22 protein-coding genes are annotated in these 20,986 nt (G+C 52.9%); 10 read left to right on the top strand and 12 right to left on the bottom strand.

The window, feature by feature from the left end; genetic code table 11:
- The first annotated feature begins 1 nt into the window (after position 1).
- Together KNP84_RS05350 and KNP84_RS05345 are read left to right on the top strand one after the other, a co-directional pair.
- Positions 2–835 (top strand): aldo/keto reductase, encoded by an 834-nt coding sequence (locus KNP84_RS05350; protein ID WP_215114442.1) that lies wholly within the window; start codon positions 2–4, stop codon positions 833–835.
- A 13-nt stretch (positions 836–848) separates the two neighbouring features.
- Entirely contained in the window at positions 849–1,463 is a 615-nt protein-coding gene (locus tag KNP84_RS05345) for a PH domain-containing protein (RefSeq protein WP_021066768.1), read from the top strand.
- Positions 1,464–1,503: 40 nt separating this feature from the next.
- On the opposite strand, the gene KNP84_RS05340 is transcribed toward KNP84_RS05345, so the two are convergent.
- Complete coding sequence (locus KNP84_RS05340) at positions 1,504–2,028, bottom strand: DUF1836 domain-containing protein (protein ID WP_214720000.1); 525 nt, start codon at positions 2,026–2,028, stop codon at positions 1,504–1,506.
- A 124-nt stretch (positions 2,029–2,152) separates the two neighbouring features.
- On the opposite strand from KNP84_RS05340, the gene trhA reads away from it, so the two are divergent.
- Together trhA and KNP84_RS05330 are read left to right on the top strand one after the other, a co-directional pair.
- Positions 2,153–2,797, top strand: a complete 645-nt coding sequence (gene trhA / locus KNP84_RS05335; protein ID WP_029595912.1) for a PAQR family membrane homeostasis protein TrhA — start codon at positions 2,153–2,155, stop codon at positions 2,795–2,797.
- Positions 2,798–2,883: 86 nt separating this feature from the next.
- Positions 2,884–3,579, top strand: coding sequence for a DsbA family oxidoreductase (locus tag KNP84_RS05330; RefSeq protein ID WP_021066765.1), 696 nt, complete (start codon positions 2,884–2,886; stop codon positions 3,577–3,579).
- Positions 3,580–3,633: 54 nt separating this feature from the next.
- On the opposite strand, the gene relB is transcribed toward KNP84_RS05330, so the two are convergent.
- Positions 3,634–3,852 carry a type II toxin-antitoxin system RelB family antitoxin gene (relB, locus tag KNP84_RS05325; RefSeq protein WP_029595913.1) on the bottom strand — a complete coding sequence of 73 codons (219 nt, stop codon included), beginning with the start codon at positions 3,850–3,852 and terminating at the stop codon, positions 3,634–3,636.
- A gap of 163 nt (positions 3,853–4,015) precedes the next feature.
- Here relB and KNP84_RS05320 point away from each other — a divergent pair, with 163 nt between their 5' ends.
- Complete coding sequence (locus KNP84_RS05320) at positions 4,016–5,233, top strand: MFS transporter (RefSeq protein ID WP_215114441.1); 1,218 nt, start codon at positions 4,016–4,018, stop codon at positions 5,231–5,233.
- A 22-nt stretch (positions 5,234–5,255) separates the two neighbouring features.
- Here KNP84_RS05320 and KNP84_RS05315 read toward each other — a convergent pair whose 3' ends face one another.
- The 4 genes from KNP84_RS05315 to KNP84_RS05300 are packed head-to-tail and all read right to left on the bottom strand — an operon-like array spanning position 5,256 to position 8,121.
- Positions 5,256–6,377: an MBL fold metallo-hydrolase gene (locus KNP84_RS05315; RefSeq protein ID WP_251131165.1), complete on the bottom strand. Its 1,122-nt coding sequence runs from the start codon at positions 6,375–6,377 to the stop codon at positions 5,256–5,258.
- Positions 6,378–6,437: 60 nt separating this feature from the next.
- Positions 6,438–7,025, bottom strand: coding sequence for an SCO family protein (locus KNP84_RS05310; RefSeq protein ID WP_214710628.1), 588 nt, complete (start codon positions 7,023–7,025; stop codon positions 6,438–6,440).
- Positions 7,026–7,036: 11 nt separating this feature from the next.
- Complete coding sequence (locus tag KNP84_RS05305; RefSeq protein ID WP_021066760.1) at positions 7,037–7,453, bottom strand: disulfide oxidoreductase; 417 nt, start codon at positions 7,451–7,453, stop codon at positions 7,037–7,039.
- The gene (locus KNP84_RS05300) at positions 7,450–8,121 is read right to left on the bottom strand and encodes a DsbA family protein (RefSeq protein WP_021066759.1); all 672 of its coding nucleotides are present in this window, start codon (positions 8,119–8,121) and stop codon (positions 7,450–7,452) included. The genes KNP84_RS05305 and KNP84_RS05300 overlap by 4 nt, the downstream gene beginning before the upstream one ends.
- Before the next feature lie 157 nt (positions 8,122–8,278).
- On the opposite strand from KNP84_RS05300, the gene KNP84_RS05295 reads away from it, so the two are divergent.
- Positions 8,279–9,874: a diguanylate cyclase domain-containing protein gene (locus KNP84_RS05295; protein ID WP_215114440.1), complete on the top strand. Its 1,596-nt coding sequence runs from the start codon at positions 8,279–8,281 to the stop codon at positions 9,872–9,874.
- Between the two features lie 37 nt (positions 9,875–9,911).
- Here the strand turns inward: KNP84_RS05295 and odhB are convergent, their stop codons facing one another.
- Positions 9,912–11,183, bottom strand: a complete 1,272-nt coding sequence (gene odhB, locus KNP84_RS05290; RefSeq protein ID WP_215114439.1) for a 2-oxoglutarate dehydrogenase complex dihydrolipoyllysine-residue succinyltransferase — start codon at positions 11,181–11,183, stop codon at positions 9,912–9,914.
- Positions 11,184–11,201: 18 nt separating this feature from the next.
- Positions 11,202–14,048, bottom strand: coding sequence for a 2-oxoglutarate dehydrogenase E1 component (locus tag KNP84_RS05285; protein WP_215114438.1), 2,847 nt, complete (start codon positions 14,046–14,048; stop codon positions 11,202–11,204).
- A 335-nt stretch (positions 14,049–14,383) separates the two neighbouring features.
- On the opposite strand from KNP84_RS05285, the gene KNP84_RS05280 reads away from it, so the two are divergent.
- The 4 genes from KNP84_RS05280 (at position 14,384) to KNP84_RS05265 (ending at position 16,949) form a co-directional block, all read left to right on the top strand.
- Positions 14,384–15,319 (top strand): ABC transporter ATP-binding protein, encoded by a 936-nt coding sequence (locus tag KNP84_RS05280; RefSeq protein WP_215114437.1) that lies wholly within the window; start codon positions 14,384–14,386, stop codon positions 15,317–15,319.
- Positions 15,297–16,034, top strand: a complete 738-nt coding sequence (locus KNP84_RS05275) for an ABC transporter permease (RefSeq protein WP_021066754.1) — start codon at positions 15,297–15,299, stop codon at positions 16,032–16,034. Before KNP84_RS05280 ends, KNP84_RS05275 begins: the two co-directional genes overlap by 23 nt.
- Positions 16,035–16,099: 65 nt before the next feature.
- The gene (locus KNP84_RS05270; protein ID WP_214837034.1) at positions 16,100–16,648 is read left to right on the top strand and encodes a cysteine hydrolase family protein; all 549 of its coding nucleotides are present in this window, start codon (positions 16,100–16,102) and stop codon (positions 16,646–16,648) included.
- Positions 16,649–16,754: 106 nt separating this feature from the next.
- On the top strand, positions 16,755–16,949 hold the full coding sequence (locus KNP84_RS05265) for a hypothetical protein (RefSeq protein WP_021066752.1): 195 nt from the start codon (positions 16,755–16,757) through the stop codon (positions 16,947–16,949).
- Positions 16,950–16,968: 19 nt separating this feature from the next.
- On the opposite strand, the gene KNP84_RS05260 is transcribed toward KNP84_RS05265, so the two are convergent.
- The 4 genes from KNP84_RS05260 to KNP84_RS05245 form a co-directional block, all read right to left on the bottom strand.
- The gene (locus tag KNP84_RS05260; RefSeq protein ID WP_215114436.1) at positions 16,969–17,583 is read right to left on the bottom strand and encodes a class I SAM-dependent methyltransferase; all 615 of its coding nucleotides are present in this window, start codon (positions 17,581–17,583) and stop codon (positions 16,969–16,971) included.
- A gap of 103 nt (positions 17,584–17,686) precedes the next feature.
- Positions 17,687–19,594: an LTA synthase family protein gene (locus tag KNP84_RS05255; protein ID WP_214714034.1), complete on the bottom strand. Its 1,908-nt coding sequence runs from the start codon at positions 19,592–19,594 to the stop codon at positions 17,687–17,689.
- A gap of 195 nt (positions 19,595–19,789) precedes the next feature.
- Complete coding sequence (locus KNP84_RS05250; protein WP_029595924.1) at positions 19,790–20,569, bottom strand: sulfite exporter TauE/SafE family protein; 780 nt, start codon at positions 20,567–20,569, stop codon at positions 19,790–19,792.
- A 40-nt stretch (positions 20,570–20,609) separates the two neighbouring features.
- On the bottom strand, positions 20,610–20,966 hold the full coding sequence (locus KNP84_RS05245; RefSeq protein ID WP_215114608.1) for a rhodanese-like domain-containing protein: 357 nt from the start codon (positions 20,964–20,966) through the stop codon (positions 20,610–20,612).
- Between the last annotated feature and the right edge of the window lie 20 nt (positions 20,967–20,986).

Raw genomic sequence — 20,986 nt, 5'->3', positions numbered from 1 at the left:
TATGGAATGGACAACACTCAACAATGATGTGAAACTGCCGATGCTCGGGCTCGGCGTGTACAAAGTGGAAGACGGGGCGGTCACGGTCGAAACGGTCAAAGCAGCGCTTGACGTGGGCTATCGATTGATCGACACGGCCGCTATCTATCAGAATGAGGAGAGCGTCGGCCAAGCGATTCGCGAATCCGGCGTCCCGAGGGAAGACATCTTCGTGACGACAAAACTGTGGAACGAGTTCCACGGCTATGACGAGGCGCTCCAAGCGTTCCAAGACAGCCTCGACCGGCTCGATCTCGAGTACGTCGACTTGTTCTTGATTCACTGGCCGATGCCGCGCTTCGGTAAATTCGTCGAGACGTATAAGGCGCTCGAACAGTTGTATGAAGAAGGCAAGGTCCGGGCCATCGGGGTCTCGAACTTCGAGGTCAGCCACCTTGAACAGATCATCCAGTCGTGCTCGATCGTCCCGGCGGTGAACCAAGTCGAGATCCACCCATACTTGTCCCAAAAAGAATTAATCGCGTTCTGCCAGCGGTACGATATTCAAATCCAGGCGTGGAGCCCGCTCATGAAAGGGCGCGAGGCGCTTGAGGATCCGGTCATCGCCGAGATCGCGTCCAAGCACGGGAAATCACCGGCTCAAGTCATCCTGCGTTGGCACTTACAGAACGGTGTGGCCGTCATCCCGAAATCGGTCACGCCGAGTCGAATTCGTGAGAATATAGAGGTGTTCGACTTCACGTTGACGAAAGAAGAGATGCACGCGATCGACGGACTCAACCGAAACGAGCGGACCGGGTCTGACCCGAACGAGATGCACAAAATCCACTACTGAGGAGAGATTTGACATGTTCAAAAAACTAGCTTCTGATTTGACGGGCTTCAGCGATATCGGCGAAGTCATCGACCCGAAAGATTTCGATAAGGCGGATTCGGACGATTACGTCCTCCATGAGGATAACGAGAAGATTTACTTCTTAATCAAGTCGAAATCGGACGAGTACTGCTTCACGAACTTGGCGATGATTCACCTCGACGGAACGAGCGCGATGAGTTCGAAACGCGTCTTGTATCGCTATCCATACGCCCACTTCCCATTGAATAACGTCATGTTCGAGACGGCCGGCACGGTCGACATGGACGTCGAGATCAAATTCACCATCGGCGACAAGCCGTATTCGATTGACGTGAACAAGAAACAAATCGAGCATGTGAAAGACTTGTACAAATCGCTCCTCGCCATCGCCGAGAAACAACGCGAAGGCCGTAAGATGATGGAATACGCCAACGCCTCGCTCACGCATTCGGTGTCGATTTTGAGCGGGCTTCGTCAAGGCGATATGAATGTCGCCTCGACGTTCAAGGAATTGAATGAACAGAGCTTCGACTGGCTTAAAGGTCACTATCACGAGTGGAACCGCAAAGATTTCGGTGACGTGTTCGAGAAGTACATCAACAACTAATGAAAAATGGCCCACGATTCAGACGAATCGTAGGCCATTTTTAATTGCTTTCATCAATCAATTGTTCGGCGAGCCGTTGGAACAAGTGGCTCATATGGACGGCCGAGGCGATGGCGAGCGACTGTTGGATGCCGTTCGTCTCGTTCGTGCGCACGTTGGCGAGGAGCGTCTCGGCTTGTGCCTCGAACGCCTGCATGTTCTGTTCTTTCTGCACCTGGTACGCGTCATAGAAGTCCTCGAGCGAGAAGCCCTCGTCCGACTCGTTCAGCGGCCGGAGCGTCTCTTTGATGTCATTGATTGAGAGCAATCCTTTCATCTCGTAAATCAGGCTGAGCAACATCAAGTGCTCGTTCGTGTACTTCTTGTTTTTGACGGGATGGAACAGCTTACCTTTGGCGTAGTTGTTGATCATTGTCTTCGTCAAAATTGTCTCATCGTCACTCCGTTTCATCTTGCCGTAATGTTGCTCGAACAGCTGGATGACTTGGTCCATATATAAGTCGATCGTCGGGAGCACCTGCTTCGGGAGCGTCCCTTCCGTCTTTACAATTTCATGCGGTTTCATTGGATCACCTCCCCTTTAGTATACGGACAAACCGGATTTGTCGAAACAAAAACCTTGTCGTTCTGACGTATACAGCTTATCATGTAGTTATGGATACTACATGACGTGATAAGGAGTGTTTTACATGAATTCGATTTTTCGGGAACCGATTAACGCACTGACCCACTTGGCCGGTGCCGTGCTCGCGTTCGTCGCGTTGATTGCGATGACGGTGAAAGCGTCACTGCTCGGCGAGCCGCTCGCCATTATGGCTGCGATTTTGTTTGGCATTAGCCTCGTTTTTCTCTATTTGTCGTCCGGCCTCTACCACAGCATCATCGCCTCGCCGAACGTCATCGCCTTCTTCCGGAGAATCGATCATGCAATGATTTACGCCTTGATTGCCGGTACGTACGCCCCACTCACATTGCTTGCGCTCGAAGGGCCGACGCGTTGGGTGTTGTTCGGCACCGTCCACGCGCTCGCCTTGTTCGGGATCATCTTCAAGCTTGTCTGGTTCCACGCACCACGCTTCTTGTCGACAGCGCTCTATATCGGCATGGGCTGGTTATCGGTGTTTTTCATCGGACCGCTTCATGACGTCATCGGCAACGCCGGCATCTTCTGGCTCATCCTTGGTGGCGTCATGTACACGATTGGCGGGCTCATCTACGGCTTCAAGCCGAAGTTCGTCAACTGGCGCGGTTGGGGCTTCCACGAGGTGTTCCATTTGTTCATCTTGTTCGGCAGTTTCGCCCATTTCGTCTGCGTGTTCTGGTACGTCTTCTAAGTCCTCCTTGCGAGGGCTTTTTTCGTGAGCACATTCATTTACTTCGATTTCAAGACATCCTACACTGACTGTAGGAGGGATTAAATATGAAAATTGAAGTTTGGTCAGACTATGTCTGTCCGTTCTGTTATATCGGCAAGCGCCGTCTAGAAGAAGCGCTCGAACAGTTCCCGCACGCGGACAACGTCGAAGTGGAGTTCAAGAGCTTCGAGCTCGACCCGAACGCCCCGACGACCGACTCGCGTTCGATTTACGAAGCACTCGCGAAGAAATACAGCATGCCGCTCGAGCAGGCGAAAGGCACGACGGCCCAAGTCGCCGCCCAGGCTCGCACCGTCGGACTTGAGTACGATTTCGACAACATGGTCGTCACGGGCACACTCGACTCGCACCGGTTGACGCACTATGCGAAGACGGTCGGAAAAGAGAAAGAATTGTCAGAAGCGCTCCTTAAGGCGTATTTCGTCGACGCGAAACATATCGGCGACCACGACGTCCTCGTCGAGATCGCAACAAGTGTCGGACTCGATGCCGACGCCGTGAAAGACGTGCTCGCTTCAGACGTATACACAGAAGACGTCCGCGCTGAAGAGAAGCGCGCGAGCGACCTCGGCATCACCGGTGTCCCGTTCTTCGTCTTCGATAATAAATATGGCGTCTCTGGCGCCCAGCCGACCGAGGCGTTCACGCAAGTGCTCGAGAAGACGTGGGCCGAATCGGCACCGACGCTTCAAGTGCTCTCGGGTGGCGCGACGTGCACGGACGATAACTGCGATATTTGATGTGAAACGAATAAAAGCAAAGCATTCGCCCATATTTGGACGAATGCTTTTTTGTTAATTTAAATCTTTCATCATATCCTCAAATGAAATGGTTTCAGAACGTTCTTTGTGCCTATGCATTGCTTCGTTGTAAAATTTCAAATCGAGTTCATTCTCGATACGTTCAAAGACAGTGTCCCGAACGAGAGTCGAGAGGGAGAGGTTCTTAGACTTTGCATACGCTCTAATCAGACGCTCGTCTTCTTCGTTGAGTTCAAAAGATATCGTCCTCATACAATCGACCTCCTATATGGAACATTGTATTACAAAATGGAAATGTTCATGTAGTCAAAACTTATATCTCTCGGAAGCCGAATCCCGGCTTCTTTTTTGTAGCTTTCTAAATCGTTCTGAAGGATAATTATTATTACCTAATAAGAATCGAGGACTTAACTATATGTGGAAAAATCGCAACGTCTGGATCATCTTGACCGGGGAGTTCGTCGCCGGTCTCGGGCTTTGGCTCGGCATCATCGGCAACTTGGAGTTCATGCAGGAGAAAGTGCCGTCTGACTTCGTCAAGGCGCTCATCCTCGCTGGCGGATTGCTCGCCGGGGTCGCCATCGGGCCGCTCGCCGGCCGTCTCACCGACCAAGGCTCGAAAAAGAAAATCATGCTCATCTCAAGTATTGTCCGGGCGCTGAGCGTTCTATTCATGTTCGTCGCCATCGAGACGGGAAGCGTGCTGTGGATGGTCGTCTTCCTCGTCTTCCTGCAAGGGTCGGCCGCGTTCTACTTCCCGGCACTCCAGGCCGCCATCCCGCTCATCGTCAAGGAACGGGAGCTGCTCGCCTTGAACGGGGTGCATATGAACGTGTCGACGCTGTCGCGTGTCATCGGTACGGCCATTGCCGGCATCTTGCTCACGCTCATCTCACTTCGGGACGTCTACGCGCTCTCGCTTGTCGCTTATCTGCTTCTCGCCGTCGCGACGTGGTTCTTGAAAATCGACGAGACGACCGTCCCGTCTGCGAAGAAAGTGGACGCGAAGTCGTCCGGCGGGTTCAAGGACGTCTTTCCAATCATCAAATCGATTCCGGTCATCTTTATGACACTCGTCATGACGCTCATCCCGCTCCTCTTCATCGGCGGGTTCAACTTGCTCGTCATCAACATTAGCGAGCTGCAAGATTCGACGGCGATCAAAGGATGGATTTACACGGCCGAAGGGATTGCCTTCATGGTCGGTGCGTTCCTCATCAAACGGATCGGTGAGAAGTTCTCCGTGTTCTCCATCTTGTTCACGTTCTCGTTTTTGATTGGGATCGCCCAGCTCATGCTTTACTTCGCCGACATCCCGGCCGTCTCGATCGCCGCATTCGTCTTGTTCGGCTTCTCGGTCGGTTGCTTCTTCCCGACGGCCGTGACGATTTTCCAGACACGGATGCCGAAAGACTATCACGGCCGCTTCTTCTCGTTCCGGAACATGCTCGACCGGATCGTCTTCCAAGTCGTGTTGCTCGTCACTGGCTTCTTCCTCGACTTGATCGGCTTACAGCTCATGGTCGTCTTGTTCGGGATCAGCTCGATCCTCATGACGGCAGCGTTCCTCGTCTACACGCGCAAACACAAACTTCATATCGAAACGGACGAGGCCGAACGCCTCTCTTCATAAAAACAAGCGGTGACCGATTCGGTCATCGCTTGTTCGTGTCTTCGATGTCACGCCACCAGTTGGTCGTGTCGTTCCGTCCGTCGAGTGTGATCCGCTCACCGATACGCGGCGTGAGCACGTCCTCTCGTGGTAAGAGCCCCACCATCTGCTCAGCTGGGTCGAACCAGGCATGGAACGATAGCGTGAACGCGCCCCAATGGATCGGGAGCATCTTGTCGGCCCGCACGTCACGGAACGCCTGTGCCGTCTCACTCGGTTGCATGTGCACGTCCGGCCAGCGCTCATCGTATTGTCCGCATTCGAGCGCCGCGAAATCGAACGGTCCGTACGCGTCGCCGATTTCTTTGAAGTGTGGTCCATACCCGCCGTCCCCGCTGAAGAACAGGCGGTCCGTCTCGCCGAGGACGACCCATGACGCCCAGAGCGTCGCGTTGCGGTCGGTGAGCGAGCGGCCCGAGAAGTGCCGAGCCGGCGTACAGACGAACGTCCATGAGCCGAAGTCAAACGTCTCGCCCCAATCGCGCTCGACGATGCGTTCCGCCCCGACGCCCCACCGTTTCAAGTGGCTACCGACGCCGAGCGGGACGATGAAGACGGCGACCTTGTCTTGAATCGCTTGAATCGTCGCATAGTCCAAATGGTCGTAATGGTCGTGCGTGAGCAAGACGACATCGATGTCCGGCAAGTCGTCGAGCTCGAACGGCAAGTCTTCGCTGAACCGCTCGTTCTTCGCGAACGGGAGCGGCGATGGGCTCCGGCCGAACATCGGGTCGACGAGCATCGTCTTACCGTCCATTTGGACGAGCATCGCCGAGTGTCCGAGCCAATAGATGCGTGTGAAGCTTGAACCGAGTTTCTCGCTGAAGTCGATCGGGACGACCGGTAAGCGCTCGCTCGGTTTCCGGAGCGAGTCCGGATTCAAATATTCCTTCGACATCGAGATCATATCGTCCGATGAGAACCGCATCGGCGTCTCGAGCTGATTCTGGAACTTGCCGTTCACCAGGTTCGGCGACCGGAGCGCCTTCGGCTTTTTCCCGAGCGGTTTATATTGCGTGAGCACGGTCCCTGTCACGGCAGCCAGGCCCATCAATGAAAATAATAGCGTCTTCTTCAATTCCATCCACTCCTCTACCTTATTCATTATACGGCACCAACGCCGATTCCCCTGTTTTCGAATACAAAAAAGACGGCACGGGCCGTCTTATGAGTTCTGTAAAATCTTGATGTCGCTGACGATGTCCTCGATTGGCACGTCTTGGAATCCTTGATACGCCTTGATGATTTTCCCGTCCTGGTCGACGAGATAGAACCACGTCGCGTGATCCACTTGGGTGCCTTCTGACGGTTTGCGGACGAGCGCTTTGAAGTTTTGTTGCGCGAACGCCTCAATCTCTTCTTGCGAATAGCCCGTCAAGAATTGCCAATCGGCTTTCGCCAAGTCGTAATCAGCCATGAACGCTTGAATCTTGTCCGGCGTATCGACGGTCGGGTCGACGCTGAACGACACGAATTGGACGTCTTCGACGCCTTCCTCGACGAGCGCTTCATTGAGTTTCGTCATGTTGTACGTCATCGGTGGACAGACCGTCTCACAGCTCGTGAAGACGAAGTCGGCCATCCAAACTTTGCCCTTCAAATCGTCCAGACTAACCATCTCTTCATTTTGATTCATATAGTCGAACGACTCGATCTCCCAATTGAGCGGGTCTTCAATCTCCTGGCCGCACGCGGCGAGCACCGCCATCAAGCTGATCAATCCGATGAGCATCCATTTCTTCACACGTTCCATCTCCTTCATTGTCAATTGCGTCTCACGCGCCAGACGAGGAGCGTGATCAAAGTAAATGCCGTCAAGGCAAGGAACGGAATCGTCACGAACCCGAACCAGTTGATGTATTGCACGTTGCACGGTACGCCTTGCACGCACGGCTTGATATCGGCGAAACCGGGTACTTTTTGAACCAAATAATGGTACAGTGAAACCAGACCTCCGAGGATGGAGAGCGGCAATACATACTTCTTCACCGCCCGGTCGTCCGTGAACACGGCGACCCCGAGCAAGATGACGAGCGGATACATAAAGATGCGTTGAATCCAGCAGAGCTCACATGGCACGAACTCGCGAATCTCGCTGAAATAAAGACTGCCGAGCGTCGCCGTGAGGGCGACGAGCCAAGCGAGATACAGACCATAACGGGTCAAGAATGACTGCTTCATGGCGTGCCTTGCTCAATCAATCGCTCAATCGTCTCGTAATCGAACGGGTCCTCGAGCATGACGCCGTTAATCATGATTGACGGTGTGAACTGGACACCGTGCTCTTTGACGAGCCCGTCATCGAGACTCACCTGTTCGAGCACCGTCGAGTTCTCACTCAAATCGTCCTCGAGCTTCGCCACATCGACCGATGTCGTCTCGCTCGCAATCTCTGTCAACCGCTCGACCGTGACCCATGCCTCGTCGTGCTGTTGACTCGCCGGTTGCGCGTCGTAAAGCGCCTTATGGAACTCCCAGAACGCGTCCGGGTCTTGTTTATACACCGACTCAGACGCGAGCGATGCCAAAATCGACTCTTGTCCGTGGAACAGGACGTTAATGTAGCTGAAACTGATTTTCCCTGTATCGATATAGTCTTCTTTCAACTTCGGATAGACCGTTTCGCCCCACTGTTTACAAGACGGGCATTTGTAATCCCCGAATTCGACGACCGAGACGGGTGCGTCCGCATCACCGAGCGTCGGCTGACCTTCCGTCGACACGTGTTCTGTCGTCGCCGGTGCCGCCGTCTCGGCTTGTTCGGTCGGTTGATTCATCAAGACGACCACGACGGCCACGAGGGCGACCGCGAGCAGTGTCGCGATGACTAATAGTTTGTTCTGTTTCAATCGTTTCACCTCTATTTGTATCGATTCGTCTTTCATTATAACGAAAGCGCTATCTGTTTCCACGAAATCGACCTTGTTTTTTCTCAACTTTGCTTCATGTCATGGAAAAAATGACGATGAACAAAGTGGATGTTGTTATTGTAGGAGGAATTTGTTCATGAAATCATTTTCGATGCGTCTCGGTCTCATTTTGGCGCTCAGCATCGCCACACTCGTTTTTTTACTCACTATCACGCTTACGTATATGACGAGTCAACGTTCCGCCGCCTCGCTCGAAGCGGAGATTGGGGAACGGTTGTCGATGACGTCGCATCAGCTCGTCGACAAGCTCGACTTTTACATGTGGTCACGCTATCAAGAAGTGCAATTACTTCAAGGGCTTGACGCCTTGAACGACCCTGCCTCGAGCCGGGCCCTGCTCGACCAGGTCCAGACGAACATCCCCGCTTTCTCGTGGATGGGCGTGACCGACGCGTCGGGGAACGTCGTCGCTTCGACGAACGGAATCTTAGAAGGCGCCAGCATCAAAGAGCGCCCTGTTTTCCTCGAGGCACAGACTGAGCCGTTTATCGGCGATGTGCATGAAGCCGTGTTGCTCGCCGAGCTGTTGCCGAACCCGAGTGGCGAAGTCCTCCAGTTCGTCGACATCAGCGTCCCGCTCGTCCGTGACGGGACCTTCCAAGGCGTGCTCGCGACCCACCTCAGTTGGGAATGGGGCAATGAAGTGCTCCGCCACTTCAACCGGACGCTCCACCATCAGTCCGAGTATACCGACTTGTTCGTCGTCAGCGGACGTGACAACACGGTGTTGCTCGGTCCCGACCACCTCGTCGGCAAACCGCTCCCGACGTCATTGAAAGAAGGCTGGCACGTCGACACGTGGCAGGACGGAACTTCTTATTTGACTGGTGTCGCCACCGGAGAAGGGTATGAGGATTACGCCGGACTCGGTTGGAGTGTCGTCGTTCGCCAACCGACCGAGGTCGCGTTCGCCCCGGTCATCGAACTAGAGAACAAAATATTATGGATCGGTCTCATCGCCTCGCTCGTGACGTCTACGCTCGGATGGTTCCTCGCCTCGATCGTGACGCGACCGTTACAACGGATCACTGAGACGGCTGCTCTGATGAAGCAAGGGAAGGCCAAGACGTTCCCGCATCAGTCTGGGATTCATGAGATTGAATCGCTCGCATTCGCCCTCGAGTCACTTGTCTCGTCTCTCACCGAATCTGAGACAGAACGTGTCCATTACGAGTCACTCGCCAACCGTGACGTCTTGACCGGACTCGCGAATCGGACGGCGCTTCGACACTATTTGAACGAAGCCCAAGCGACGAAGAACGAGTACGTCTGTTTCTATATCGACCTCGACGGTTTCAAAGCCGTCAACGACACGTATGGACACGCCACGGGCGATGATGTCTTGATTGAGATTGCCGAACGGTTGAAACGCGTGACGCTCGATGGTGCCTATCCGGTCCGGTTGAGCGGTGACGAGTTCTTCCTCTTGTTCGAACGGAATGGAAAGAGTGAACGATTGATCACTCAAATCGGACAAGACCTCATCATTTCCCTGTCCGAACCGATCGCCATTGAAGGCGGGACGACAAGCGTAGGGGCAAGTATCGGCGCCTCGCTCTGGCAGACGGAGACGGTGCCACACGCCGCCATCGAACGGGCGGACCAGGCGCTCTATCGCTCAAAGGCGAACGGAAAGCATCAAATCACGCTCGATGAGACGCTCATCGCATAAGCAAAGGTCCATGCCGCTCGGCATGGACCTTCTTGTATTACGCTTCGAACAACAATTGTTCTGGATCTTCAATCATGTCTTTAATGTGCTTGAGGAATGTCACGGCCTCACGACCATCGACGATGCGGTGGTCATACGAGAGCGCCACGTACATCATCGGGCGGTTCTCCATCGTTTCCGCGTCGATAGCGATTGGGCGGAGTTGAATCGAGTGCATCCCGAGAATCGCGACTTGTGGGCCGTTCAAGATCGGTGTCGACAAGAGTGAGCCGAAGACGCCACCGTTCGTGATCGTGAACGTTCCACCTGTGAGGTCGCTCAACCCGAGCTTGTTATTGCGTGCTTTATCGGCGAGGTGCAAGATGTCTTTCTCGATTTCACCGAAGTTCTTGCGATCCGCTTCGCGGACGACCGGGACGACGAGGCCGTCCGGAGCCGACACGGCGATACCGATGTCATAGTATTTTTTCAAGACGATCTCGTTGCCTTGAATCTCAGCGTTCAAGTACGGCATCCGTTTGAGTGCCGCAACGGCCGCCTTCGTGAAGAACGACATGAAACCGAGTTTGACGTCGTTGTCTTTGATGAACTTCTCTTGGCGACGTTTGCGGAGCGCCATGACAGCCGACATATCGATTTCGTTGAACGTCGTCAGCATCGCTGCCGTCTGTTGAACTTCGACGAGACGGTTGGCAATCGTTTGACGACGGCGCGTCATTTTGATGCGCTCTTCGTCTTTGCCGCTCGCTGCCGGTTGCGGTGCCGCTGCCGGAGCTTTTGGTGCTTGTGGCGTCGGTGCCGGTTTCGACTCGTGGCTCGTCACGTCATGGACGTTGATGCGGCCAATCGGGTCGTTCGTTTGGATGGCTGACAAATCGATGCCTTTCTCACGAGCCAATTTGCGGGCCGCCGGTGTCGCGATCGGTCCTTTGCCTGGGCTCGCGACGTGTTCTTCACGGCGCTCGACTTTCTTCGCTTCTCCGACCGCTTCGACTTTCGTCTCGGCTGGTGCTGGAGCCGTTTCTGTCGCCACTTCTGTTTTTGTCTTCGTCGCGACGGCCGTGCCGCCACCAGTACCTGAGCTGAGGCGAGCAATCACTTGTCCGACTTGGACCGTGTCCCCTTCGGCCGCCAATTGCTCGTCGAGCGTACCCGACTCATCTGCCGGCACCTCGATGTTGACTTTGTCTGTCTCGAGTTCGACGATGGCTTCCCCTTTTTCGACGTGGTCGCCTGGCTGTTTAAGCCATGACGCGACCGTTCCTTCCGTAATGGACTCTGCTAATTCCGGTACTTTGATTTCGATCACAATGAGTTCCCCCTTAACTTATTTACGATCTTTTTGGTATGTGCTCGTGCCGGCAGCAGCCGAGACGGCGTCACGTGAGATGGCTTCACGGATGATGCGTGCTTGCTCTTGTTTATGGGCTGTCGGATTCCCTTCAGCCGGGCTCGAACGGCGGCGACGGCCGACGTAGCGGACGTTCAGACGGTTCGATGTGACCGCTTCGAGACGAGGCTCGATGTACGTCCATGCTCCCATGTTCTTCGGCTCTTCTTGGACCCAGACGATCTCTTTCGCGTTCGGATAGCGGCTGATCAATTCACGGATCTCACGGACCGGGAACGGATAGATTTCTTCGACGCGGATGATGTGCAGGAAGTCGAGTGACTCCTCTGACTTCATCGTCGCTTCTTGCAAATCGATTGCCATCTTCCCTGAACAGAAGACGAGACGTTCGACTTGCTCCGGATTCTCACCGAGACCAACTTGTTCGATGATCGGACGGAAGTTATTGTCTGACAGTTCATCGACCGATGAGGCTGCAAGCGGATGACGGAGCAGGCTCTTCGGTGTCATGATGATCATCGGACGGATTTGTTCCGTGCCGAGCATCTTCGCCTGACGACGCAAGATGTGGAAGTACTGCGCGGCCGTCGACAAATTCGCGACCGTCCAGTTTTTCTCTCCAGCGAGCGTCAAGTAACGCTCCATGCGGGCGCTCGAGTGCTCTGGCCCTTGGCCTTCATAGCCGTGCGGCAACAGCATGACGAGACCTGACTTCTGTCCCCATTTGGCGCGGCCGGCCGAGATGAACTGGTCGAACATAACCTGGGCCGAGTTGGCGAAGTCACCGTACTGTGCTTCCCACAGCACGAGCGTGTCTTGGGCGAAGACATTATAGCCGTATTCGAAACCGAGCACTGAACCTTCCGAGAGCGGGCTGTTGTGCACCGAGAACGAGGCGTTCGCCGTCGACAAGTGATGGAGCGGCGAGAACTTCTTGCCTGTCTCGACATCGTTCAACATGATGTTACGTTGCGCGAACGTACCTCGCTCCGAATCTTGTCCGCTCAAACGGATTGGTGTGCCGTCCGAGATGATCGAGGCGTAAGCGAGCGTCTCGGCATGGCCCCAGTCGACTTTCCCGTTGTCCGCGAACGCGTCACGGCGACGGTCGAGCACTTTTTGCAGCTTATGGAACACGCCGAAGCCTTCCGGCCAGACGAGCAATTCGTCATTCAATTGCTGGAGCACGTCACGTTCGACACCTGTCTCAACGAACGGGAAGCCTTTGTGGACCGCTTCCGGCAAGATGATGTCGGCATCTTCTTCTTCGGCCGGGACGAGGTCACGGGCCGATTTGAGACGGTCTTCAATCGATTGCTCGATCGTCGCTTTGTCTTCTTTCGACATGACGCCTTCCGCTTCGAGCACGTCGGCATACACATGACGGACCGATTTGTGTTCTTTGATGGCCTTATAGAGCACTGGGTTCGTGTTCATCGGCTCATCCATCTCGTTATGACCGTAGCGGCGGTAGCCGACCAAGTCGACGAGAATGTCTTTATGGAACTTGGCGCGATACTCGCTGCACAATTTAGCGACAGCGACACATGCTTCCGGATCGTCCGCATTGACGTGGAACACCGGAATCTCATAGCCTTTGGCGATATCACTCGCATAACGTGTCGAGCGCGAGTCGCTCGGGTCGGTCGTGAAGCCAATCGTGTTGTTGGCGATGACGTGGACCGTCCCGGCTGTACGATAACCATTCAAGTTCGTCATGTTGAGCGTCTCGGCGACGATGCCTTGACCTGGGAACGCAGCATCCCCGTGAATCAAGATTGATGCCGCCTTGTCGTCATGTTGGACGGCCATCCCTTTTTCAGAGCGGTCGTCTTGCGCGGCGCGCGTATACCCTTCGACGACCGAACCGACGAACTCGAGGTGACTCGGGTTGTTGGCGAGGTTCAAGCGGACTTCTTTCTTCTCTTCTAACACTCTGCGGTCGAGACCGAGGTGATATTTCACGTCGCCGGACCAACCGAAGTTGATGCCGATCGATCCTTCCGACGGAATCAATTCTTTATTCGGAGCGTGCTGGAACTCAGCGAAAATCATCTCATACGGTTTGCCGAGCACGTGCGCGAGCACGTTCAAGCGTCCACGGTGGGCCATCCCGATGTTGATATGTTCTGACCCGCTCGAGATGAGGCCGCCGACCATGGCGTCAAGGAGCGGCACCATCGCGTCGAGCCCTTCGATTGAGAAGCGTTTTTGTCCGACGTATGTCTTATGAAGGAACGACTCGAACAACTCTGTTTCCGCTAGACGTTGGAACAACTCGATTTTCTCGTTCTTCGAGTATTTCGCTTTGAGTGCGCCCTGCTCGATGCGGCGGCGAATCCAACGCTTCTCTTCCATGTCATCCAAGTGACGGAGCTCGATGGCGACCGGTCCTGTATAGACGTCAAGCAAGTGACGAACGAGCTCGAGCGCGTTCGCACCCGGCTTCGGCACGTCTTCCGACAACAAGTGAGCCGGTACTTGCTCGAGGTCCGCTTCACTCAACCCGTAGCGGTCAAACGCAAATAAGCCGTGCTCGCGCGGGTGGTCTTTGAGCGGATAGATGTCGGCCGCTTTATGGCCGAGTGCCCGGATATCATTGACCAACCGTGTCGCTGCCACGACTTTCTCTAAATCAAACGATGCAGCCGGCGCGACAGGTGCGCTCGCTTCCGGTGCCCCGTGCTCGTCAAAGTATTGACGCGTCTCCGCATCGACTGATTCTGGGTCTTCCACATACTGCTCGTATAATTCAACGATATAGCCTAAGTTTGGACCATAAAATGCTTGCACTTCTTCGCGACCGTTCGACGACTCTCCCATTGAATAAATCCCCCTATCCGTTCCTGTGCGCCCGATGTGTGAACGCTTTCATTTTAACATTAAGCACGAAGCAGTTCATCCTTCTGATTCGTCCTGCAAAAAGAGCCAAATCTTGCCTCTTTCTCTCCTCTCCATACTACACCTTTCCATATGGAAAGACCCTTTCAAATTCACAATTCGTCCATACTATTTCAATAAGTTTTCCTTATCAACAAATTGTGAAATCAGGCGTTTGTTTCAACAATTTCAAAAATAGGTGAAACCTTGTTTCAATCTGCCCCGTATAGTACGGTAATCCAGTTGGAAAATACTCTCAACGAAAGCAAGGTGACCTTATGTTATCCGTACAAAACGTACACAAGAAAATGGGGCAGACGAACGTCCTGACAAATGTCAGTTTTGACGTCACCCCTGGAGAAATCTTCGGATTCCTTGGACCGAACGGCGCCGGGAAGACGACGACAATCCGCATCATCACCGGACTCATGCCGGCGACACACGGAACTGTGACTGTCGACGGGTTCGACGTCTCAACAGATCGCCAACAAGCGCTCAGTCGCATCGGAGCCATCGTCGAGAACCCGGCCTTCTATCCATATTTGACGGGCCGCGAGAACTTGATTCACGCGATGAACTTGATTCCCGGCCTAAAGAAAGTCGATTTGAACGCCCTCGGTGCCCTCGTCGGACTCGAGACGAAACTTGATATGAAAGTGAAACAATACTCGCTCGGGATGAAACAGCGCCTCGGGATTGCCCGTGCCCTACTCCATAACCCGAAAGTCTTAATTCTCGACGAACCGACGAATGGGCTCGATCCGGCCGGAATCGCCGATTTGCGTAACTACTTACGGCATTTAGCCGACCATCGCGGCATCGCCATCCTCATCTCAAGTCATTTATTGAGCGAGATGGAACTGATCACCGATCGGTTCGCCATCATCGACCAAGGACAAATCAAATCGATTCAAGGTGACGGCGAAGCGAAGACGGAAAGCGTCATCCTCTGTAAGGTCGACCGCAAACAAATGAACGAGGCGCTCGATGTCGTTGCACTCGCGTTCGATGACGTGAAAATCATTCAACAATCGGCCGAGACGTTCATCGTCCCACGTCCGGAAACGGATATCCCGCACTTGTTGAAACATCTTGTCAATCGCGACATCGCGGTCTATCAAATCGGCATGAAACACGAGACACTTGAGGAGCAGTTCTTGAAAGTGACGAAGAAAGAAGGAGGCACGAACAATGCGTTCATTACTAGCCAATGAATTTATGAAGTGGCGGCGCACGATCAAACCGTTGATCGCGCTCGGCATGTATACCGGGATTATCATCTTGACGTACTTCATCGTCCGAAGCGGCGACAATCCAGGTGACGCGGAAACATTCGTCAACTATGCGACGATGGCCGCCATGACGTTCCTCGGTATTTTCACAATCGTGTTCACAGCCGAGATGATTGGAAATGAGTTGAAATTTGATACGTTGAAGCACTTGCTCATGAGCCCGTACTCGCGTGACCGGATTTTACTCTCGAAACTTGTCGCCGCGCTCTTGATCATGCTCGTCCAATTCGTGTTCATCCTTGCCGTCACATATGGCTTCGCCTGGACGCTCGACGGAGCATTGACGTTCGAGCAGTTCCGCAACGTCTTACTTAGTGTCTCGAGCGGCGTGTTCGTCATCTTCTTGACGCTCATGTTCTCGGTCGTCTTCAAGTCCGTTGGCGTCGTCATTGGTTTCACCGTACTTGCCAACTTCGTTTCGACGATGATTGGCGGACTTCTTATCGCTTGGAAGCCGGACATTGCCAAATGGATCGTCTTCTTGCATACGGACCTGTCGATTTATTACCAGAGCCCTGGCTTCATGGAAACAATGGACGTAACGATTTGGTTCTCGGCGTTCTATGTGTTGATTCATATCGTCGCGTTCTATATCATCACTGCATTCGTATTCCGGAGCAAAACGTTTGCTGAATGACGATTAACGCCGTCGGCAGAGTGGTACTTCATAATGTGAGACTCATTTTGAATGGAGGGACCACGATGTCAAAGACGGCGTTACTCATCATCGACATGTTCAATGATTTCGACTTTGTCGGCGGGGAGGACCTACTTCGAAACACGGAACCAATTGTCGACCCGATATTAAAACTGAAGCGTCATTTTAAGGCGAACGATTGGCCGGTCATCTATTGCAACGACAACTTCGGTCAGTGGAAAGACAGCACCGAGGATATCATCCGTCACGTCGAGTCGTCGAAAGGCAGCGCCATCGCAAAACGGATTGCACCGGAAGACAAAGAGTATTTCATCATCAAACCAAGGCACTCGACGTTTTACGGGACGCAGCTCGATATCTTGTTGCGTCAACTTGAGGTCACATCGCTCGTCCTGACCGGTGTCGCCTCGGACATCTGTATCTTGTTCTCGGCGAACGACGGTTATATGCGCGAGTATGAACTCCATGTCCCGCGCGACTGCGTCGCCGCCGAGACGGATAAACGAAATGATAGTGCCTTGACCGTCATCCATGAGGCGCTCGGTATTTCGACCGATGATGCCGACACGTATATAAAAGATACCCAGGTGTGATAAAAGCCTCTGATTGTTGGACACATAATCCCAACATTTCAGAGGCTTTTTCGTTTTGTTTTCAGCTATGCTTGATATATTAAGAAACAATGAAGGATGTGACAACATGTATCTCACAATTGGATTATCGTTACTCGTTTGCGTGCTTGCCCTCATTTTTACAATCATGGTCGGACTCGGGAAAGACAAATCAGACTACAATCAAAAGAAAAGCTGGTCAATGGTGTCGTGGACGTATATCGTCTTGTTCCCGGTCTCATTTTTGGCGCTCGGCCTGTTATACTATTTCATTACCCGATGACCTCGTTCATCGGGATTTTTTATTTGACCGCGACGGTGATGCCGATTGGATAATGGCGCGTCCCCCGCTTCGATTCGACGAGCACGCCTCGCTGGTAATAGAACTCGGTCGATGTGAATGCCGTAAATAATTTCTCAAACTCGGCCTCAGTGAACTGATGGGCATGGAAGGGCTCATTCGTCGGTTGCCCGACGCCTTGACCGAACGGTGTCGACAACACCAAGATTCCGCCTGGCTTCAATAAGTCCCACACGTTCGCCATGAACGCCTCATATTCGGTGACATGTTCAATCGTCTCGAAGCTGACGATACAATCGAACGACCCCAGTTTGTCCGGCAACGTCCGGTCGACGACATCGCCGACGATATAGTTGACGTTCGGATGGTGATAACGCCCTTTCGCATAACGTGTCGCCTCTTCTGACAAGTCGACGGCGACGACCTCGGTCACGATCCCTTTCAAGTTCTTCGCAATCAATTGACTGCCATATCCACTCCCACTCGCAAAATCGAGGACGCGTCCGTTCATGTATAACAAGGCGAAATGGTAACGGGCGATATGTTCGAGCAACAAGCCGTTCAGCGGGTCCATGCGATCTGGGATGACCCGTTCTCCCGTATAATCTAATGTCATCTCGTTCTCCTTTTCTGATGTGCACTTCTTTCATCTTAGTCTTCCTAGCGCGCGACGACCACAAAAAAAGAGAAAAGATTGTCTCCAACCTTTCCTCTCTTCGTTATTGGTCTTGCTTGAAGCGGAGTAAATCCGAATAGATGAGCTGATCGTTCATCTCGAGGATTTTGTTCGCTTCTTCTTCAAGTGGCGTACATGCTGCACCGTCTTCGGCGACTTCGCCAGTCTTGGCGTCATAACACATCGACTGCGTGAACAGATGGTCTTGCGTCACGACCGTTCCATCACGGAAGATGGCGCGGTCATAATGCTCTTTCGAGAACAAGTCATTCCCGAATCCGACCTGTTCAGACGTATCGATTCCGAGCAAGTGCTGAATCGTCGGGTTCATGTCGACATGACTTCCGATCGTCTCGTGCACTTCACCTTTATCTTGTCCCGGTAAGTGGATCGCGAACGGGACTGCTTGGAGCTTGGCCACATCGTATGGCGTCAACTCGTCTTTCCCGAGCAGATCCGCCATGGCGGCGTTATGGTTCGTCGAGATTCCGTAATGGTCACCGTAGACGACGAAGATCGTGTCATCCCACATGCCGTTCGCCTTCAACTCGTCGATGAACAAGCCGAGGGCGTAATCCTGATAGGCAAGCGCCTGCGGGAAGTTGTTGAGCGTCGTCGAGTTCGTCTCAAATTTCGGGACGAGCTCGTGCTTCTCACTCGGCATCGTGTACGGGAAATGGTTCGTCAGCGTGATGAACTTCGCATAGAACGGTTCCGGCAGCTCTTCGAGCATCGGTACCGATTGGCGGAAGAACTCATCATCGAGCAGACCCCACTCCGTCATATCCTCAGGGTTCCCGAGGTCGTAGCTGGCTTCGTCAAAGAACTTGTCGACGCCGATGTTTTGATACATCTGGTCGCGGTTCCAGAACGATTTGTTGTTGGCGTGGAACACGGCCGAGTAATAGTTGTCATCTTTGATGACTTCTGGTAACGCGTTATATTCGTTGTCGGCGTTCGTGAAGTAGACTCCTCCACGCGAGAGGCCGTAAAGCGAGTTATCGAGTGCGAACTCGGCATCTGACGTCTTCCCTTGGCCGGTCGTATGGTAATAGTTCGGCCAGTAGTGGGACTCTTCGATCAGTTTGTTCAAGTTCGGCGTGATGTACTCGCCGTTCGACGCTTTCATGTTGTGCGTGAAATTTTGGGCCGACTCGAACGAGACGACGACCACGTTCTTGCCTTTATACTTCCCGAACATCTCCGGGTCCGGAGCCGCATAGTTCTGACGTGTGAAGTTCTCGACTTCATCCAGTTCAGAACCGTCTGCGAGCGCCTTCTGGGCCGACGTCTTCGTTTGGAGCATGGCGTCGTAGACGTGGAAGTTGAACGTTCCTAAGTTTTTAACCAACAGCTCTCGGTCGAACGAGCGCGTCAACAGTTCTGGACGCTCCGTTTCGGCGAGGACGAGGTTGAACCCGAACAAGGCCGCGGCCGCACCGAACGTGATTAAGACGCGGCGTTGCGATGCCTGGCTCGTCTCGTTCATCTTCCATAGTAGGAATGGAAGCACGACGAGGTCCCCTAATAGGAGCAAGTCTTTCCATTCGAGAAGCGACAGGAACGAAGACGAGAGCGTCTCCATGTTCGACGACTGGAACAAGACCGGTACGGTCAAGAAGTCTGTGAACTCACGATAGTACGTCGTATCCGCGAACAAGATGAGCGAGGAGACGAGGTACAGACTGTACAGTGCCCACTTCCGCTTATTCCCCCCGAAGAAGAAGCTGAAAGCGAACAGGAACAACGTGAAACTGAGCGGGTTGATGATGAGAATGAATGCCTGGACCGCGTTCTCGGCCGGCATATTGAAGAAGAACTGATACGCGATCAGCGACTTCGTCCATAACAGGATGGTGAACATCCAAAACAGACGGTGTGTCTTGAACGAGTCGAGCGCCGTCTGGCGGAAACGGTCCATCCTTCCTTTCGATTGATTCGTGTGATTCATGTAAACACTCCTTATATGGAATTCAAGTTAAAGATTCATTTTCTTTTTAGACGTATAACCTATATTTTAACGTTCCCTTGAACTCAATTCAACTAATTGACGTTTACAACTATACACAAACTTAACAATCCGATTGCAATGTTTACGAAAAAAAGACTACCGAGTCGCCTCGGTAGCCGATTACGAGTGATTCGCTCACCCGATGATATCCATCCAAATTTTTACTGTACTCGCTAAAATGAGTAGCGCTAAAATCATCTGCAGTGATTTTGTCTTCATATTCTTACCGACGTTCGCGCCGAGCGGTGCGGCGATCAAACTGGCGATAATCATGATGACGGCAGGTTCCCACACAATTTGGTCGGTTATAATTTTCCCTGCTGTCGAGCCGATTGACGAGATGAACGTGATAGCGAGCGAACTCGCGATTGCCATCTTCGTCGGAATCCGGAGCACGACGAGCATAATCGGCATCAAGATGAACGCACCTGCTGCCCCGACGATTCCTGCGGCCACCCCGACGACGAACGCCGAACTCGCTGCAATCACTTTATTGAATGTGACTTGGTCGAGTGGGACGTCCTCGACGTTCTTTTTCGGTAAGAACATCATGATTGTCGCAATCGTCGCGAGCACGGCGTAGACGACGTTAATCAAGTTCTCAGACAAGAGCGTCGAGCCGTAGCCGCCGATGAAACTCCCGATCAAGACGGCGACACCCATATACAGGATGAGCTGCTTATTCAAGTAGCCGCCTTTCCGGTATGCGTAAATCCCACCGATTGTCGCGAAGAAGACTTGAATCGCGCTGATCCCCGATACTTCATGGGCGCTGAACGCTGCGAAGCCGAGAAGCGGTGGAATGTACAACAGCATCGGATATTTAATAATCGATCCGCCAATCCCGACCATCCCCGAAATGAACGACCCGATAAAGCCGATCAAAAAGATGGTGATAATAAATCCAAATTCCATATTAACTCCTCCAATTCCCTACCCTCTATATAAGTAAGTTTTATTGTTGTTCCCAAGCGATCATGCCACCCGAGACGTCATAAATCTCCGTATAGCCACGCTCTTGCAACAGCTGTGCCGCTTGGGCACTCCGGTTCCCGCTCCGACAGATGACATAAATCGGTTCACCTTTCGGATAAGGCAGTTCGGTGGCATTTAATGATGAAAGTGGTGCGTTCCCCGCTCCTTCGATATGCCCCCCCTCGTATTCATCCACTTCTCGGACGTCTAACAAGGTTATTTCTTCGTTTTCCAATCTGTTTTGTAGTGTTTCGACGCCAATTTTTGTAATTTCACTCTCACCTGACGTAAAAAGAACGATTCCGACCGTCGCCAGCACTAAAATCGACACAATCATCATGATTTCCTTCAATTTTC

This window comes from Exiguobacterium sp. s70, assembly GCF_018618315.1.
Taxonomy (GTDB): Bacteria; Bacillota; Bacilli; order Exiguobacteriales; family Exiguobacteriaceae; genus Exiguobacterium; species Exiguobacterium chiriqhucha.
The sequence above is the reverse complement of the archived record's forward strand: the minus strand, read 5'-3'. Positions and strand labels throughout refer to the sequence as shown.

Bases quoted from the DNA above. Each gene is read 5' to 3' on its own strand.
- KNP84_RS05350 (WP_215114442.1), top strand. From the start codon at position 2: ATGGAATGGACAACACTCAACAATGATGTGAAACTGCCGATGCTCGGG.
- KNP84_RS05345 (WP_021066768.1), top strand. From the start codon at position 849: ATGTTCAAAAAACTAGCTTCTGATTTGACGGGCTTCAGCGATATCGGC.
- KNP84_RS05340 (WP_214720000.1), bottom strand. From the start codon at position 2,028: ATGAAACCGCATGAAATTGTAAAGACGGAAGGGACGCTCCCGAAGCAG.
- trhA (WP_029595912.1), top strand. From the start codon at position 2,153: ATGAATTCGATTTTTCGGGAACCGATTAACGCACTGACCCACTTGGCC.
- KNP84_RS05330 (WP_021066765.1), top strand. From the start codon at position 2,884: ATGAAAATTGAAGTTTGGTCAGACTATGTCTGTCCGTTCTGTTATATC.
- relB (WP_029595913.1), bottom strand. From the start codon at position 3,852: ATGAGGACGATATCTTTTGAACTCAACGAAGAAGACGAGCGTCTGATT.
- KNP84_RS05320 (WP_215114441.1), top strand. From the start codon at position 4,016: ATGTGGAAAAATCGCAACGTCTGGATCATCTTGACCGGGGAGTTCGTC.
- KNP84_RS05315 (WP_251131165.1), bottom strand. From the start codon at position 6,377: ATGAATAAGGTAGAGGAGTGGATGGAATTGAAGAAGACGCTATTATTT.
- KNP84_RS05310 (WP_214710628.1), bottom strand. From the start codon at position 7,025: ATGGAACGTGTGAAGAAATGGATGCTCATCGGATTGATCAGCTTGATG.
- KNP84_RS05305 (WP_021066760.1), bottom strand. From the start codon at position 7,453: ATGAAGCAGTCATTCTTGACCCGTTATGGTCTGTATCTCGCTTGGCTC.
- KNP84_RS05295 (WP_215114440.1), top strand. From the start codon at position 8,279: ATGAAATCATTTTCGATGCGTCTCGGTCTCATTTTGGCGCTCAGCATC.
- KNP84_RS05285 (WP_215114438.1), bottom strand. From the start codon at position 14,048: ATGGGAGAGTCGTCGAACGGTCGCGAAGAAGTGCAAGCATTTTATGGT.
- KNP84_RS05280 (WP_215114437.1), top strand. From the start codon at position 14,384: ATGTTATCCGTACAAAACGTACACAAGAAAATGGGGCAGACGAACGTC.
- KNP84_RS05275 (WP_021066754.1), top strand. From the start codon at position 15,297: ATGCGTTCATTACTAGCCAATGAATTTATGAAGTGGCGGCGCACGATC.
- KNP84_RS05270 (WP_214837034.1), top strand. From the start codon at position 16,100: ATGTCAAAGACGGCGTTACTCATCATCGACATGTTCAATGATTTCGAC.
- KNP84_RS05265 (WP_021066752.1), top strand. From the start codon at position 16,755: ATGTATCTCACAATTGGATTATCGTTACTCGTTTGCGTGCTTGCCCTC.
- KNP84_RS05260 (WP_215114436.1), bottom strand. From the start codon at position 17,583: ATGACATTAGATTATACGGGAGAACGGGTCATCCCAGATCGCATGGAC.
- KNP84_RS05255 (WP_214714034.1), bottom strand. From the start codon at position 19,594: ATGAATCACACGAATCAATCGAAAGGAAGGATGGACCGTTTCCGCCAG.
- KNP84_RS05250 (WP_029595924.1), bottom strand. From the start codon at position 20,569: ATGGAATTTGGATTTATTATCACCATCTTTTTGATCGGCTTTATCGGG.
- KNP84_RS05245 (WP_215114608.1), bottom strand. From the start codon at position 20,966: ATGATTGTGTCGATTTTAGTGCTGGCGACGGTCGGAATCGTTCTTTTT.